Below are 16,413 nucleotides of genomic sequence, written 5' to 3' on the forward strand. Positions count from 1 at the left end.
GCCCTGTTGGTTCCATACCGACCATGACATCGCCTTTGGCAAGAGAATGTTTGAGTGCCGCTAGCCACTGCTCTAGACCTTCGAATCCAGAGATGGTATTCTCGAAGGCGAGGGGCTTGCCCAGTTCGATGCCTCGCCAATCCACGCAACGTGCGACGTGCGTGTGTTTGGCGATATCGATACCGACGATGAGAGTCCCCTCCGTGATGCGCTGAATCTTGGCGTTCACATTCTTAGCCATTGTTGCTTCACCCTCCTGGTCGATGGTTGGTTTGGGCAACTACCACGATACCAGGAGGTTTTTTCATGCCGCAAACCTCAAATTACTTCGTTACAGGACTGCTCATGGTGAAGAGGAAGAGAACGAGCAAGGGCAGTGAAGCGATGGTGTAGCCCGCGAACATCGGGCCGTACAAGGTCTGGGAGACGAACTGGCTCTGAAACTGAATCAGTCCCACGGTGATAGGGAACTTACTCGGGCTGCTCAACACGACGAGCGGCAGCATGTAGTCGTTCCAAATGGAGAGCAGGTTCCAAATCGCCATCGTTCCTAGAATCGCCTTGGAAAGTGGCAGCGCAATCTGCCAAAACGCCCGCAGCTCCGAGCAGCCATCAATGCGCGCCGCTTCGAACAACTCCTCTTCCAATGATGCGAAGGTCTGCCGGAACACGAACACGGTGAACGCCTGCGCCCCGGCTGCGTAAGCCAAAATCAACCCCCAGTACGAATTGAGCAACCCGAACCGTTTGATCTCGAGAAACAATGGGATTAAGGTCAACAGTCCCGGGACCATCAGCAGCGCCAGCACGGACATGTACAGAAACCCTTTGAAGCGAAAGCGCAGGCGAGCAAACGAATAGCCCGCCAGCGTGCTGGTAATGGTGATGATGACGACGCTGATCACGGAGATATACACGGAGTTCAAGATATTCTTGCTGATGGCGCCCCAGGCTGCGGCGTAATTCTCAAAGTGCAAAGGGAACGAGATCCCGAACAAGTTGCTGTAAAACTGCCCATTGGTCTTGAACGACGTGAGCACCATGTAAATAAACGGATAGAGGGACAAGAAGACCAGCACAATCAAAATCAGGTGACTGATCCACTCCCTACGCAGCGTCCTCAGCATCCAGTCCGCTCTCCCTCCCTACGCCTCGTACTCCGTACTCGGACGAATGTACTTGATTTGGACCCACGTCAGCGCCAGCACAATCACGAAGATAATCGTGGCCACAGCCATGCCGAGACCGAACTGACCGTTCTGGAAAGCCTGGAAGTACATGTACAAACCAGGAACGTATGTGGAGTAGCCGGGGCCGCCGTTGGTCATGATGAGCGGCATCATCACATTCTGCAGAAGCTGAATGATGGTCAGAATCATCAACAGCTTCAACTGACCGAGCACGAGCGGAACTTCCAGTTGCACAAACCGCCGCAACCTGCCGACGCCGTCCAGCCTCGCCGCTTCAAACACACTCTCCGGGATGTTCTGCAGACCCGCGAAGTAAATCAGCAGATTGAACGGCACAACGAATGGAAATCCGACAAAAATCAGCGAGTACAGCGCGATGTGCGGGTTGCCCAGCCAGTTTTGGATCCAGCTCTGCAGACCGAGCGATTTCAACAGCGCGTTGATGACGCCGACCGTCGGATCGTACATGAAGCTCCACACCATCAGCCCTACAACCCCGGGAACAACCATCGGTATCACGAACAGCACGCGATAGATGTACTGGGCCCGCTTGCTCTTCAGGTGAAAAATCAGGACCGCGACGATGAGCGGCACCAGGAGCGTGATAATGGTGGATAGCACAGTCCAGATGCCGAGGTGTTCCATCGAGATCCAGAACACCTTGTCGCCGAGCACCTGGATGTAGTTTTGCAGGCCCGTAAACTGGGGAGGGTTGAACCCGTCCCAGTTGCTGAACGAAAAGACAAGCGCCACCACGGCTGGGTAGTACATGAACAACAACAGCAGTGCAAACGATGGAATGAGCATTCCATAGCCAGACTTCCAGTTGTAACGCAGCTTGCTGCGCTGCTTGGACGGCACCTCCACACTGGTTGGCAGGACTTCCACCTTATCCACGGAGTCACCCCCTTGTCTCGAGAACCACTTAGGGTACACCGGCCAGGTCTGGCAAGCCCCGAAAGGATGCATCAATGAACGGACTACTTGAGGTACTTTGACAAATCCCAGTTGTTCCTGGAAATCAGGTCATTTGCGGCCTTGTCCATCTGCTGTCCAGCAACCTGGGCGAAGTCGGCGAGTGACGTCTGCCCCAGGATGTAGCTCTGGTACGCCCGGAAGATGGCATTCTGCTCGTCCGCGGTGAGGTTGATGCCACCGAATACGCTTTCAAGCGGCTGATTCACCAAGTCGGCCAGATTTTTGAGCGAAGCGACTGGTTTGGTCCCGACGACGGTTGGTATAAACTCGCCGAGCTGGTTGACAATCGCTTGATCGTGTTGCGGCGTGGTGATGTACTCCAACCAGTCGACACAGGCCTTCTCCTTCGCCGGCGTCATCGTGTTGTCCGCCTTGGGTGATGCAATGCCATACTGGAATGCGGAACTAGGTCCGCCGACCGCCGGCGACGAGTTAAAGTTGGTGGCGTACGGACTCGTCGCCTTGTCCGGGTACGGATCTGGGAATGTCCCCCAGCGGAACTTCGACTTCGCGCTGTCGATCTGCCGTGCGGCCCAAGAGCCGTCGAAGTACATTCCAACCTTGCCAGTCAGAAACGCCAGCATGGGGCCGTTGCCGTTTGAGTCTCCACCCGTGAAGTCAGGTTTCCAGTATTTTGAGAATTCCTTGATTAGTGGCCACATCGCCATCCACTTCTTGCTCTTGGGACCAATCACGCCTTTTTTAATGGCAATCACCTGGTCCTCGTCGGTGATGGCCGCGTTGCCCGTGTAGCGCAGCTCATCCCACTGATTCGCATAAAAATTCGTGTAGAACAAACGCGAAAGCCAAGTCAGGCGGTCAATGCCAGTGGGTGTAGACGCAGAATCCCAAGCAAACGGAATGTATCCAGCCGCCTTAAGTTTCTTGCAATCCTCGATGAATTCCGACCACCGCGTTGGTAGCTTCGTGATACCGGCTTTCGCAAAGGCGTCTTTGTTGTAGTACACACCTTGCCCGACGTAGTCGCCGTTGATGATGTACGTCCCACCGTCCGGAGACTTTGTCTCCGACATGATCTGTTTGTTGAGGACGTCGCCCCAGTTCTTTCCGGTGACGTACGGATCGGGCTTGTTCAGATAGCTGCTCAAGTCCAGCAGCGTCCCTTTGGGAAGCGCGGTGTTGGCGTAGTACCACTGTTCCCAGATGATGTCCGGAAGTTGGCCACCGGCTGCTTTGGTGCGCACCCAGGTATCATAGTCCTGCCCGGCCGGCAGTGCGTGAATGAAGTTGATTTTGATGCCCGGATGGCTCTTCTCGTACTCCGCTGCGAGCTTTTTCAGCTCGGTAGCCGGAATGAGACTCACACCCTTCACTTGGTTCTGCGTGTCTGGAGGGCCATAGGTACCTGCATACATAGTGATGGTGCCCTGGAATTTACCACCTTTCGTAGTGCTGGCTGATGTGTTGCTTGAGCCGCACCCAGCCACGGCCATGCCAGTCGCGGCAATGGTGGCGACCACCGCTAAGCCCTTCGTCCAATCCTTCTTGCAATTCTTCATCGCACGAACCCCCTTCGGCTTCCGACTCGGTACAGCCGTCCACACATGTGCATTCTCCTCTCTCACTTCCTGAACAAAGAAACAAAGACGCGAAAACCCACTTGAAAGCCAAAACCCTCTCCGTGTGACGCCCGAGGTCCTTCGTCTGTTTATTTGCCCTTATCACATTTTTTATTGTGATTGAGGACGAATGATTACTCGGTTTTTTCATATTCTCGTTTCAGGGGGTGGGAGAGTTGGAGGAGTTGCTGACGCAGGAACACGTCGACTTCTACCAAGCCAATGGCTTTGTTCAGGTGAACGGCGTTCTATCGTCGGATGAGTTAGAGGAATTGCGTGGATACTTGGATGAGGTCATGCAGGATGCGAGCAGCAAATCGGTCCAAACGGACGTCGCCGGCGGACTGTACTACCGTGTCCTCAATCAAAGGGTGAACACCTGGCGCGACCATGGGGGTATGGCCAAATACTCATTCCACCCGCGCTTCGCGACGATGGCGCGTCGTTTGGCCGGTGTGGACGGCATCCGCTTTTTCCACGACCGGTACTTGAATCTCACACCTGTGCAGGATCCGCAAGGAAACCCCGGTTACGGAGCCAAGCCTCACAGAGTGAACGCCAAACGCGAACCTCGGGATGATTTTCTGCCAGTCCAAGTCCATGTGCACCGTGTTCGAAGAGATGTAACTCGAACGGGATGCCGTTTCTTCGCAGAGCCATTGCCAATGCTAGACTGTTCTCCACAGGAACACCTGGGTCATCCACCGTATGCCATATAAACGCAGGTGGAGTGTCTTTGTTCACCTGTCTTTCAATGGACAGCTCCATTTGCAACTGCGAGTCATCACATCGAGTCCCGAGGAGCGCCAGGCGGCTTCCTGTGTGCGTGAAATCGCCCATCGTGATGACGGGGTAGCATAAAATCATCAGGTTCGGTCTGCACGACTCACGCTCTACGGCATCCGCCGAAGTCGAATCCCCATCATCGGCGTACGCAGCCAAGGTGGCCGCAAGATGTCCTCCCGCCGAAAAACCAAGCACTCCCACGCGATTGACGTCAACGTTCCAGTCGCGAGCGTAAGCCCTTACCATTCGCGCCGAACGCTTCGCATCCAAGAGGGAAGTCGGGTGAGAGTATGGACTCACTCGATAATTCAACAAGAAAGCGGCAATCCCGATGCTGTTCAACCACCGACACACCGGATCCCCCTCATGCGACGCTCGGTGCCGGTATCCCCCACCAGGCAGCACAATGATTGCCGGAAAGGGGCCTGAACGATCCGGTAAGTACGGCGCCATCGTCGGGCATCCCGAATTGTTTTCGTCCTGTGCCAAAGGTTCATTGTCCCAAAGTTTCATGAACATCCTTTATCCTCGCTGTTCGGGAAATGGAAGGACTTCCGGCAGGAGTTCCATCGTCTTGCCATCCGCATCGGCAATCAGAATATCGGCCATATACTTTTGCCAGCGAATGTTGGCCGGGTCTTCATCAAGGGCTTTCATGACGGCATCGAAGTCCGCAACCTCCATGTACGCGTACAGCGTGTGGCCGTCCATAAAGATGCTGTACGTCTTGATTCCAAGGTCTTGAAACGTTTGCAGCAAATCTTCATAAACGGCCTTATGACGACGAACGTATTCGTCTTGCGTTCCCTCTCGAATCCGCAGCTTAAAGGCTCTACGTTCTATCAATCTTCTCCCCTCCTTACATATACCGGAGTCTCGGTGATGCTTTCCACGTAGACTCGCTTCCCCGTCCGCGCAGACTCGTAGATGGCCAGTATGACTTTTAAGACATGGAGAGACTCCTCGCCGTTGACGAGCGGCTCTCTGTCCTCCCGAATCGCGTTAATCATGTCGAGGAACTGGCGGCGATGGGCGTTGCCCTCGTTCTCGGTCCACTCGGGTGCCTGGTTGTCGGCTGGACTGCCGAACATGCCCTCGGCGGCTCCGGGCTCGCGGTAATAAAGGCGCGTCAGGATATGGTTTCGAATCACCGCGCTTCCTTGTTCACCAATAACCTCGAGTCTCGTATCAAGGCCCGGATACGCGCTGGTTGTGGCACTGATGGTCCCCAGCGCCCCATTTTTGAACGTGAGGATAGCAACCGCCGTGTCTTCGACTTCAATCCCGTCGTGCGTGAAGGTTCCGGTATGGCCCATCACGCTCTCAACCGGCCCCATGATGTGCTGCATGATGTCGATGGTATGGAGTGCCTGAATCATCAGGACCCCGCCACCGTCCATGGCCCAGGTGCCTGCGCCAGGACTGCGGGTGTAGTAGGATTGTCCGCGAAACCAATGAACCGTCGCTTGCGCCAATACGGGAGCCCCCAACTTACCGGTCGCCATATCCTCCTTCACGCGCATCGTCGATTGATCGAACCGGTGCTGGGAAATGACCGCGAGTTTTACCCCCGCGCCGCGGCAGGCAGCGATGGCACGCTCGGCGGGCGCCAAGTGCACGTCCAGCGGCTTTTCGACAATCACGTGTTTCCCATGCCGAGCTGCCAGTTCCACTAGCTCAGCGTGTGTCCCGCTTGGCGTCAGGATGTTGACCACGTCAATGTCATCGCGCGCGAGCAGGTCCCGATGATCGCTGTACCAATCCACGTTTAGAGACTCACCCAACTGCTGCGCAGAGGCAGGGGATTTATCCGCGACCGCGACGAGCTCCGCCTCATCCAGGTTCAATAATTCACGCGAATGAATTCTACTTATCCCACCGCAACCGATTAGCCCGAAGCGCAGTTTATCCATGTCACTCTTCCTTTTGATAAAGTTGGATGACTCACGTACCTGTTCGGACAACCTCTAAAACTGAACCAAGTCCTTCACCTTGACCGGCTGCCCCGTACGCATCGAGATGTTCCCCGCGATACCCGTTAAAATGGACATAGCCCCATCGACGTGGGAAGCCGCTCGATGGTACGGATCGAACTCTTTTTCAGGGGCAAACAGGTCGGCGAGGAGTCGAGCGTCACCACCACCGTGTCCGCCCTGTCCCATTTCCACCGGCACCTTGTACGCCGGCTGAAAGTGTGGATAGACCCAGATGTGGATGCCCTTGACCGCGCCTTCAGCCGCTTTCTCCCCACCGGAATTCACGTACGACTGCTCCACAATCTTGGCCTCGAGACGCCCCTTGGACCCGTTGAAAGCGATGTTAAACCCTTCCCAAGGCAGGTAGGCGTTCAAGGAATACGTCAGAATCGCCTGGTTCTCGTAGCGAACCATCACCCCCATGGTGTCCTCAATGCTGATGCCATCTCCGAATACACTTTGGTCTCTCTGGTATCCATCCTCATGTTCCGCATCCAGATACATCCGTTTCAAGTGTTCATTGTCTTCCAGGTGGAGCGCGAACGGATCGTTCTTGGCAACCTGACTTCCATACGCCCGTTGATAAAATTGAGTCACACCGCGTTCTTCTGCATTCTCCCGTCCGTAAAACATCAGGTCCCCCATCGCGAACACAGTCTTCGGCCGGGAGGCGAGCCAAAAGTTCACCAGGTCAAAGTGGTGAGTCGCCTTGTGCACGAGCAGTCCGCCGCTGTTGCGCTTATCCCTGTGCCAGCGACGGAAATAGTCTGCTCCGTGCTGCGTATTGAGCAACCACTCGAAGTGCACGGAGTACACATCCCCGATGACCCCATTCATCAGCAGCTCTTTGATCTTTGTGTTGTGCGGGGCGTACCGGTAGTTGAAAGTCACGCGCAGGTTCTTGCCAGTTCGCTTCACGGCATCGAGAATCTGCTGACACTTGACCTCATCGACGGTCATCGGCTTTTCCGTGATGACGTCACATCCGCATTCCATGGCCCGGATGATGTACCGGTGGTGTGTGCGGTCGATACTCGTCACGATCACGACGTCTGGGCGCTCCTGCCTCACCATCTCGTCGAATTGGTCCGGTTTGTACGTGTTCACAGGTTTATAGTTATATTTGGTTTGCAACAACTCATTGGCGTAGTCCATTCTGGTCTGATTGAGGTCACAGAACGCGACCAGTTCCGCGTAATCCGAATATGTCGTGGACAAGGCGCTGTAATACAATTCCGAGCGTCCACCTGTACCGACGATGGCGTATCGTGTTTTCTCCCGCATTGTACAAGCCTCCCGGTGGTCCAAAGTTTCGTTTTTGTTGTATTATATCACTATTTTAGGTTTGTTTATTTGCTTTTCATCCTATTTTCCCTTTACTACTCTGCCAATTCCATCTTTGCCCCCTACGGAGCAAATGGCATGAGTCGCAAAATCAAAGTACGATCCGTCTAAAACCCCGCTCAAGGTGTTGGAAACCCTGAGTTCAATCTCATTCCTTTCATTCGGCCTGACCCATTCAGCGGGTACCTTCCATCGATACGGAGGCCAAGCCTTTACACCCAAGGACTTACCGTTCACCAACACCTCAAGGCAATCCGCAAATCCCGTTCCCAAATTTGACAGCTCGAGGTCAAACCACTTGCCGTTCGGGATCCTCGGTACATCCACATCACGACGAAATCTCAGCGTGCCTGCGTAGAACGGGAATCCTGACCATGGGCCCTGGGACCACGGCAGCTGACGCAGAAGTTCATCCAGGATGATGCCCTCGTTGTCCAAATAGACCCCAAAGTCCCCCACCAAATACAGTGCATCGCGCAATCCGTCTCCGTCATTGGTTAGGTCGACTTGGATACACAGTGTGTTCCGACCAACGAAGAGGTGTTCCGTGATGTCGCACCCTATGTTGGCGTGGTCATAGACAAAGTAGGGAGTAAACCCGGCGCGGTCGAGCGCTTGCCCATTGACTGTGATGACCGCGTGCCCAGAAATCGCATCCTGGTCCATAACCAACCGACACACGGCCGGAACCTTCCGCACGTCAAAATTCACGGTATATCTGCAGCTTACCGGGTAGGCGATGCCTATTTTCGCCGGAACGCCAAACTCCCCTGTGAAGCGAATTCCTTTCTCGGAGAGGATCTCTTTCATCTGTTCGATGAACGTCTTGACGTTCACCTGCCTCGGAATCCGCGCGTTCTCGCAGTCTGAGGGAGCTAACAGCTCGAATACAAATTGATCGAATCGTGCTACATTCAGGTTCTCAGGTTGCACCGTCCAGTCTCCGCTCAAATCCACCGTAACTACGTGACCGGCTGTTTGCGTGAACTGGCCGTCAACTAAGCTGCCTGGGTCTGCCAGGGAAACCTCAATGAGCGCGGATTCAAACGAACCGAGTGTGAGGTCAAGTCCCCATTTGCCGTTCTCGCGTCGTTGTCCATCCAAGCGCGTGGTTGTTGCGTTCTCTACATGAATACGGGTAAATCCACATTCGCAAGCCTCACCATCGTCAAGTAGACCGCTGCTCACAAATAACGTTCCGCACACAGGGTGCTGTTCTTGATTGGTGAGAAAGACAAGGTACGATTTCTTTGTTTCAAGGTACCGAACATTCATCAGACACGTACGCCCCGCGGAGGCAGGGACAAAATGGATGGCCGGGGGAAGCAGCGCGTTGAGCAGGTCGACTACCGCAGTTCCGGAATCCACCTCGTTCGAATTCCCATCGCTTGCACGTTGCACCGGTACAAAGTACGCTTGTTTGTTCCCTTTAAAATACCGTTCCTGCTCGTGTCCCGGGGCCACGTCTGTACCATCGAGATACGCAGGTAGGGTAGACGCCTTTACCCCGAATGTCTCTAAAATCTCAGTCTCCGTCGGGCTGTCCTCTTCAATGGCTTCAAACGGAAGCAAGCCAACACTCAGGACGATGCCACCCTTGTCGAGGAACTGCTTTAGGACACTCCAGGCGCTGGACTCGATATTCGTCATTGGCGGCAGGATTAAGGCTCGATACATGGCAGACCCGATGCGAAGACAACCGTCTTCAACGGTGGCTGTGGTCAGGAACTCCGGATCGAGGTGATCGAACGGCCGATGGCTCAACAATAACTCCTCGCCGATGTTCAACCAATCCGATTTTAAGCGTTCCAGAAACCGTTGTTCGTCGTCGTCCTTTCCCATGTATCGAAAGCCATGTAGCGGGTTTCCCATATGCGTCCATAAACTCGTGGTCGGGTCAAGCAACGCGATATCGGCAGTACTCTCCCCCATCGACATCAGATAGGCGAGACGACCCACATAATCCCCGAGATGACGAAAGTGCTTCCAGTAGGGGGCTTGATAAAACTGTGAAGGCGGGGCATCGTGCTTTCGTAATCCGTCCAAGGTATAAAAAAACGCGTGGAAGTTAAAGAAGTTGATACCCATTGCGACAAGTCGATCGATCATCCACTTCGCATCGAACATGGTCATCGACCAGCCAACGCTGTGAAAACACTCGACCAGTGCCCTGGGCCGGTCAAGCTGCCTCGCTAAAGAACTTGCCATCTTTGGATTCGAACGCAGATTTGCGTAGTAGTGTTTAATAATCCAGTCCAGTGAACGTCCAACTTTCTCATGCGCGCTATCACACCCTACGATATGACTGTATCGTTGCGTCGTCATCCGCAGCGAAGGTACCTCAGCCACATATTGCAGCCCATTCCGATCACACCACTCTCTCACTTTTCGATGATATGTCTCGCGAATCACATGGTCTAAACCGGAAAAATAGCGATAACGAATCTTAGCCGCGTCTTTGTAATCCGAATGCGTGAGGGCAACTAAATGATTATGTACCGGAATATCGTCGAACCTCCACGTTGAAAGCTGACGTGACCAAGGGAAATGGCCGAGAAACCCGATTTCGTCCGTAAATACCCCCTTCACAACGTTACCAAAGTACTCTCCAATTTCCTGTCGATAACGTTCGTGGGTTAAGCGAAGAAAGGTTTCCACTGCCTCATCGTTACCGGGATCGACGAAGGTTCCGTAGTACTTAAAATCCTTAATTTCAACTTCAATAAAGGCGTTAATTTCCCACCTGCCTTCAGGTGCTGACCATTCGAGTCTCTTAATTGGGTTATACGTAAAAAAACGCTTATGATTATAGGAAGTTAAACCTGTTTCCTGGTAAATGGATTCGATTTGGATGTTCCCGATAAAGGGATTGAGGTCTATCGACATTTCCCACAATCGCCGGCCCCCAACGATAGGCGTTGCTTGCGCAAACAAAACGCGTCCCCACGGCAGATCCATCGTGACCTCTTGTGATGACTCTATCAACGCACTTTTGTGTTCCAGGTAGCAGTGTTTGGCCTCGGGGTGCTCTAAGAGCACCTCTCCGCCCGCCACGCCACTCGGGTATGGGTACTCGTCATACAACCAAACGTGCAAGTCGTACCGGGCCGCGACTTCAATCGCATGCCGAACCCTTTCAAACCAGGTGTTTGAAAGGTATGGAATCGATAAGCCCTGCCGAGGACAGATAAAAAATCCGCCAATGCCCTTGTCGTACATTTCCTGGATTTGACGCTCGATCTCGTCGGGATCCATGACCCCATTCCAAAACCAAAAGGGGTGAATTCGGTACTCCATCGGCGGGTCCTTAATTAGCTTCTCATCCACACCAGTCACTTCCTTTGCGAACGCACCCAAATGGTACCTCTGCTTCCATGCCGAGCGGCGGTCTTGGCAGCCGGGATCCCAAACCCCATGACGATGACCAGGCGTAATGTGCCAGTTCGTAAGGGTGCCCGTGGTTCGCGAGCACCCCATCTCATAACTCCGTTAATCACTTATTGTGGGCCTTTATTGTGGTCTTTCGCGTACGCTGCATTGATCTCTTTGACAACTTGGTCTCCTCCACTCTTTTTCCAGAGGGCCAATGCAGCCTTGAGCCCTGCCTCATTCGTTTGCCCGACGATGTACTTCGTCATGGCGTCACTCAAGATGTTGTCCAACTGGGTTCCTTGCTGCGCGTATGTCGGAGAAAAGTACCCAGCCGCCGGATTCGCTACGAGATATTTCAAATTCGATTTCTCGGTTGCAAGCACCATCTTCTTCGTATCATCGATAGGCGGAGTGAGCGCATCATCCTCTGGGATATACACACCGAGTTGATTGAGGTCATTGAGCATCGCAGCATACTTCGGATCGTTCGGGTGCAGAGGCACGGCGTAGCCGTTGACGACTTTGTAATTCACGCCTTCCACGCCATCATCGAGAAGGGTTTGTCCCTCTTTCGAATCGAGTTTATCCAGGAAGGAGAGAACCTTTTTCAGCTCCGCGACCGTCTTGACACTGGTCTTCGGGATGACATACATACCCGCAAACCCAGATGTCGATAGCGTCTTCGGTTTCCCGTCCGGCCCCTCGATGGCACCTATCTCGCCGATCTTTCCTTTTAAACTGGGGTCTTCTTTCACGATCTGATCTGCGCGATCCGCCACGTCCACGATCACGCCCGCCTTACCCTGCTCAAAGGGTTTATTCCAGTCGTCCGGCGGCATCACGGCGAAATCGGAATTCACCAATTTTTCTTTATATATCTTGCGGAAAAAGTTTAACGCGTTCAGATACTCCGGGGTCTCTGCAGCTGGAATCAGTTTTCCGTTTTTCAATCCCCACTGATTCGGCACTCCGAACCACGGCTCCATAGCCTGCCATGGCCCCGGGTATTGCGTCACAACCATACCGTAGGTGTCGTTTTTCCCATCTTTATCAGGGTCTTTATATGTGAACGCATACAGCATATTGTAGAAATCTTGCACCGTTTTCGGTGTCGGAAGGCCAACATTCTTGAGCCAGTCCTTACGGTAAATGATAGCCATTCTTCCTAATGGTCGGGACCGATAGATGCCATAGGTCTTTCCGTTAATCGAGCTGCTTTGGAGTGCAATCGGATTCGCCTTGCTCAGGTTTGGATAATCCTTGAGGTAGGGTCCGAGATCCCAGAATTCGCCCGCATTCGCGGCCTTGACAATGCTCGATGTTATCGAGTCCACCAAGACTAGATCGGGTAGATTCCCAGACGCTAAGGCAATGTTCAGTTTATCATCGTAGTTGGTATTTGGAACCCAATTAATCGTCATTTTTGTGTTGGTGAGTTTCTCGATAGCTTTCCACACCGGGCTACTCGGTGTCGGCTCTGTGGTCTGGAATCCATCCGTCATGATGGTGATGTGAAAGGGACCTTTGCTGGATGTGTCTGTCGAACTCGTAGATGAGGCATTATTATTACCCGTGTTACTCGCGCCCCCACACCCTGCAAGCACCCACAGTGGAGCCGAACACGCCGCCAGTAACGAAACCTTTGTTACCCACGACTTTCTTTTCACGTTATTCCCCCCTGGATTCATAGACATAACCAATTGCATCTATCGCGACGAAACCCACAGAGTGCTTTCGCCTCTAGGTTTCGCAGCAATCATTCCTTAATGGCGCCAATCAAAACCCCTTTGACAAAATACTTTTGCAACCACGGATACACCAAGACGACAGGCAGCATGCTGATAACAATGACGGCCATCTTGATAGTTTGACTCGGTGGCTGAACGAATGTCGTACCCACCAAATTCGGGTTGGCCAAACTCTGTTCTTGGGACTGCATGACAATTTGCTGAAGCAATAACTGCAACGGCCATTTGGTGGAATCATTCAGATAGAGCAAGGCATTCATGAAATCATCCCAGTGGCCGACCGCATAGAACAACGCAAACGTAGCCAACATGGGCTTCGATAACGGGAGCGCAATCCGCCAGAAAACACCAATATCTGAACACCCGTCGATACTGGCCGCCTCTACCAGACCCGGAGGCAACTCCTCAAAGAACTTTTTTACAATAATCAAGTTGAAGGCCGAAATCGCGACCGGAAGGATCATGGACCATAACGAATTGAGCAAGCCGAGGTTCTTGACGACGAGGTACGTCGGAATCATGCCTCCACTAAACACCATTGAAAAGATCACCAAATTCAAGATGATGTTTCGCCCTGCTAACTGCCTTCGTGATAACGCGTACGCCATTGTGGTGGTGCAAAAGAGGTTAACGAGTGTACCCACCACTGTGATGTAGACCGAGATCCAGATGGAATGGAGTAATGTGGGCGTCGAAAAGATAAATTGATATGCAGAAAAAGTAATGTGTTTCGGTATGAAGACCAGGTATTGCTGACTCAGTTCTTCGTTACTTGCAAAGGAACCAGCCAAGACATAAATGAAGGGAATGAGTGTGATGGCTGATACGAACCCTAGAAACACATAGTTGAACACATCAAAGATCCGACCGGCGGTCGAGTTGTATAACTTCATCTGTCGCACCTCAGTCCTTTCCCCTAGAATATCCCGCCTTGTCCAGATTTCTTGGCGATCCAGTTGCTGGCGAATATTAACACAGCGCCCACGACCGACTTAAAGAGACCGACAGCCGTGCTGTAGCTGAAGGAGCCTTGCGTGATTCCGACAAAGTAGACATAGGTGTCATAGACATCGGCGACACTTCGGTTCAAGGAATTCGTCATCAGATAAATCTGCTCAAACCCATTATCCAGGACTGAGCCCATCCGCAAGATCAGTAAGACGATGATCACCGGTCGGATGGCCGGCAGAGTTACGTGCCACATTTGCCTCCACCTGCCCGCACCGTCAATGACAGCGGCTTCATAGAGCTGAGTATCGACCCCAGCTAAGGCCGCAAGGAACAAGATTGTGCCCCATCCGGTTTCCTTCCAAATGGTCTGGAGCGTAATCATCGGACGAAACCAAGCTTCACTCGTCAGAAAGGGGATTTGATGCCCGGTTGTTTGCTGTAACAACTGGTTTACGAGTCCACCATCTGTAGTCAGAAAGACATAGGTAATACTCGCGATGATCACCATAGACATAAAATGGGGTAAGTAGACAATCGTCTGTATGGTCCTTTTGTAAAAGGACTTTCTGATTTCGTTTAACATGAGCGCAAGAACAATCGGGGCCGGAAAGAAAAACACGATATTGAGCAACGAGAGTATGAGCGTATTTCGCATCAATCGTAAGAAGTCTGGGTTTTCGAAGAATACCTGGAAGTTTTGCAATCCTACCCACGGGCTGCGGAAAAACCCGAGAAACGGTTGATAATCCTTAAACGCCAGGAGCACGCCCCACATAGGTACATATTTAAACACAAGAAAATAGACCAAACCCGGCAACAATAAAACATACAAATACCTATCTCGCCACAGTTTCGATAAAATGGACTTTCTTTTTGGGATTACAATGTCCGAAGACAGTGTACCCCTTTGTACTTCCGTGGACATTTTTGAACCACCCGCCTTACGTCCTATCCACCCAGAACAAGACCATTTTTACCGCACTGGCTTGGATAAATTCGTACTAAACGAAGGGAACCGCGTGGATAACGAATTGGTCGAACACCTAATTCGATAAGGAGTAAATATTTTATCACTTCGAAGTTGACTCTATTATAGTCGAACTAGGGATGCGTTTTCAATCCCGTTTACGTGTTTTTGTTTGTTTATTTTTTTGTTCTTGTACGTCTTAGGCACACGGTTTTATTCGTTACGGTCTTTGGTAATCTGTTCTAGGGAGCCGCCATACTCTCCGCCCGGATAGAGAGTCGAACTATACAACCTCTTACTTTGTGGAATACTCGCTCTATGATCCGGTTTGGTTAGATCGATCGGCCTGCTGGCAAAGATATAAGCTTCGCTATCGGTATAGATAATCACGCTTTCTCTGCCAGTGTTCATGAGGTCCGCGTGTACAACGTATCCATCCACAGGAAATGTCACGACGGGCCGAAGGTACCCATCATATATGGTGGGCATAATTCCTCCACCACGACGATAGGCCAGAATGTAATCGCATTCACTATCATCCCATCCTTGTATGGTTTCGATGATCGTAAGCCACCCGTTTGTCGTCCGTTGTTCTTTCCACACTTCCTGACCCTTCGCGTCGAGTAAGAATATCGCGTCAAGTCCGTCGACCGGATGCCGTCGAATTCGGTCGACACCCGCAATTTGTAACCCGGGGATATCGGTTCGGAACTTTCCGATGGCTACGTGCTGCGATTCGATGGACCCCTCATATCGCCACAGCTCCTCGCCGTTCTGGTTGTACATGACGGTAACACTTCCGCCGATGACTATCTCCATATCATCGTTCCCATCAACGTCACCCACCCAGATACAATCGGCATGTTCGCGTAGATTTTTACTCGACCACAAGGTCTTGCCGTCTGCGTTGAGGAAATCATATCCAGCTATAATCTCGTCTCGCCCATCGCCATCGAAGTCGTAGACCCAAGGAAAGTGGCCGACGTTCCCCTCATGCTTCCATAAGACACGAAACTCGTTGTCCAAGGCCCACATGGTGGTATAACGATTCTTCACAAGAATTTCTTTGGCGGCATCATTGCCCGTCAGATTGGCGATGATGATACAGTCATGAGCCTCCGGTTCTGGAAGAGGATAAGTTGCTTTGATCGCCCCATTCGGCCCATCGATAATATGGAACTGGTCGTTCATCACACAAATTACTTCGTTGAATCCATCGCCGTCGATATCATAAATCTGTGCCGGGTAGTCGGAGCCGGGTCCGCCACAATGTTCATCCGGTTCGCCGACCTGCCACAGCATCTGGCCATCTAAATCAAACGCCGTGAGACATTGCACTTGATGCGGTACAAACCGATCATCAATCCCTCCATTCGGTTGAACCATCAATAACTCCATACGTCCGTCCGCGTCTAAATCGCCGACAAGCATCTTGTTTCGAAGCCCAGCTCGACTGATGTCGATGACTTTGAGCAGCCGAGCAGTCTGGACATCCTTTTCCTGTGACATTCTCCGATTCCT

Annotated in this window: 13 protein-coding genes; all 13 read right to left on the reverse strand. The window is 52.3% G+C overall.

The window, feature by feature from the left end; all coding sequences use genetic code 11:
* Positions 1 to 241, reverse strand: a 241-nt coding sequence (locus tag H522_RS0112505) for an IS110 family transposase (RefSeq protein WP_026962585.1), incomplete at its 3' end; no start/stop codon positions are given.
* A gap of 82 nt (positions 242 to 323) precedes the next feature.
* On the reverse strand, positions 324 to 1,127 hold the full coding sequence (locus H522_RS0112510; RefSeq protein ID WP_026962586.1) for a carbohydrate ABC transporter permease: 804 nt from the start codon (positions 1,125 to 1,127) through the stop codon (positions 324 to 326).
* Between the two features lie 18 nt (positions 1,128 to 1,145).
* Positions 1,146 to 2,087, reverse strand: a complete 942-nt coding sequence (locus H522_RS19225; protein ID WP_051344233.1) for a carbohydrate ABC transporter permease — start codon at positions 2,085 to 2,087, stop codon at positions 1,146 to 1,148.
* A gap of 83 nt (positions 2,088 to 2,170) precedes the next feature.
* Positions 2,171 to 3,688 carry an ABC transporter substrate-binding protein gene (locus H522_RS0112520; RefSeq protein WP_026962587.1) on the reverse strand — a complete coding sequence of 506 codons (1,518 nt, stop codon included), beginning with the start codon at positions 3,686 to 3,688 and terminating at the stop codon, positions 2,171 to 2,173.
* A 555-nt stretch (positions 3,689 to 4,243) separates the two neighbouring features.
* The gene (locus tag H522_RS21160) at positions 4,244 to 5,053 is read right to left on the reverse strand and encodes an alpha/beta hydrolase fold domain-containing protein (protein WP_081412113.1); all 810 of its coding nucleotides are present in this window, start codon (positions 5,051 to 5,053) and stop codon (positions 4,244 to 4,246) included.
* A gap of 3 nt (positions 5,054 to 5,056) precedes the next feature.
* Positions 5,057 to 5,380: an L-rhamnose mutarotase gene (locus H522_RS19230; protein WP_051344234.1), complete on the reverse strand. Its 324-nt coding sequence runs from the start codon at positions 5,378 to 5,380 to the stop codon at positions 5,057 to 5,059.
* Complete coding sequence (locus tag H522_RS0112535) at positions 5,377 to 6,447, reverse strand: Gfo/Idh/MocA family protein (RefSeq protein ID WP_026962589.1); 1,071 nt, start codon at positions 6,445 to 6,447, stop codon at positions 5,377 to 5,379. The genes H522_RS19230 and H522_RS0112535 overlap by 4 nt, the downstream gene beginning before the upstream one ends.
* A gap of 54 nt (positions 6,448 to 6,501) precedes the next feature.
* Complete coding sequence (locus H522_RS0112540) at positions 6,502 to 7,794, reverse strand: Gfo/Idh/MocA family oxidoreductase (RefSeq protein ID WP_026962590.1); 1,293 nt, start codon at positions 7,792 to 7,794, stop codon at positions 6,502 to 6,504.
* Positions 7,795 to 7,875: 81 nt separating this feature from the next.
* Complete coding sequence (locus tag H522_RS0112545) at positions 7,876 to 11,181, reverse strand: hypothetical protein (RefSeq protein WP_026962591.1); 3,306 nt, start codon at positions 11,179 to 11,181, stop codon at positions 7,876 to 7,878.
* A 170-nt stretch (positions 11,182 to 11,351) separates the two neighbouring features.
* Positions 11,352 to 12,893, reverse strand: coding sequence for an extracellular solute-binding protein (locus H522_RS0112550; RefSeq protein WP_026962592.1), 1,542 nt, complete (start codon positions 12,891 to 12,893; stop codon positions 11,352 to 11,354).
* A gap of 89 nt (positions 12,894 to 12,982) precedes the next feature.
* Positions 12,983 to 13,867 carry a carbohydrate ABC transporter permease gene (locus H522_RS0112555; protein WP_026962593.1) on the reverse strand — a complete coding sequence of 295 codons (885 nt, stop codon included), beginning with the start codon at positions 13,865 to 13,867 and terminating at the stop codon, positions 12,983 to 12,985.
* A gap of 23 nt (positions 13,868 to 13,890) precedes the next feature.
* Positions 13,891 to 14,850: an ABC transporter permease gene (locus tag H522_RS0112560; protein WP_035453806.1), complete on the reverse strand. Its 960-nt coding sequence runs from the start codon at positions 14,848 to 14,850 to the stop codon at positions 13,891 to 13,893.
* 255 nt (positions 14,851 to 15,105) lie between these two features.
* A complete protein-coding gene (locus H522_RS19235) occupies positions 15,106 to 16,401 on the reverse strand; it encodes a hypothetical protein (protein WP_051344235.1) in 1,296 nt (431 codons plus the stop codon).
* Positions 16,402 to 16,413: the final 12 nt, after the last annotated feature.

It is taken from the genome of Alicyclobacillus herbarius DSM 13609 (assembly GCF_000430585.1).
Lineage (GTDB): Bacteria > Bacillota > Bacilli > Alicyclobacillales > Alicyclobacillaceae > Alicyclobacillus_G > Alicyclobacillus_G herbarius.

Coding starts and splice junctions, on each gene's coding strand:
- H522_RS0112510 (WP_026962586.1), bottom strand. CDS start 1,127: ATGCTGAGGACGCTGCGTAGGGAGTGGATCAGTCACCTGATTTTGATT.
- H522_RS0112520 (WP_026962587.1), bottom strand. CDS start 3,688: ATGAAGAATTGCAAGAAGGATTGGACGAAGGGCTTAGCGGTGGTCGCC.
- H522_RS21160 (WP_081412113.1), bottom strand. CDS start 5,053: ATGTTCATGAAACTTTGGGACAATGAACCTTTGGCACAGGACGAAAAC.
- H522_RS0112535 (WP_026962589.1), bottom strand. CDS start 6,447: ATGGATAAACTGCGCTTCGGGCTAATCGGTTGCGGTGGGATAAGTAGA.
- H522_RS0112540 (WP_026962590.1), bottom strand. CDS start 7,794: ATGCGGGAGAAAACACGATACGCCATCGTCGGTACAGGTGGACGCTCG.
- H522_RS0112555 (WP_026962593.1), bottom strand. CDS start 13,867: ATGAAGTTATACAACTCGACCGCCGGTCGGATCTTTGATGTGTTCAAC.
- H522_RS0112560 (WP_035453806.1), bottom strand. CDS start 14,850: ATGTCCACGGAAGTACAAAGGGGTACACTGTCTTCGGACATTGTAATC.
- H522_RS19235 (WP_051344235.1), bottom strand. CDS start 16,401: ATGTCACAGGAAAAGGATGTCCAGACTGCTCGGCTGCTCAAAGTCATC.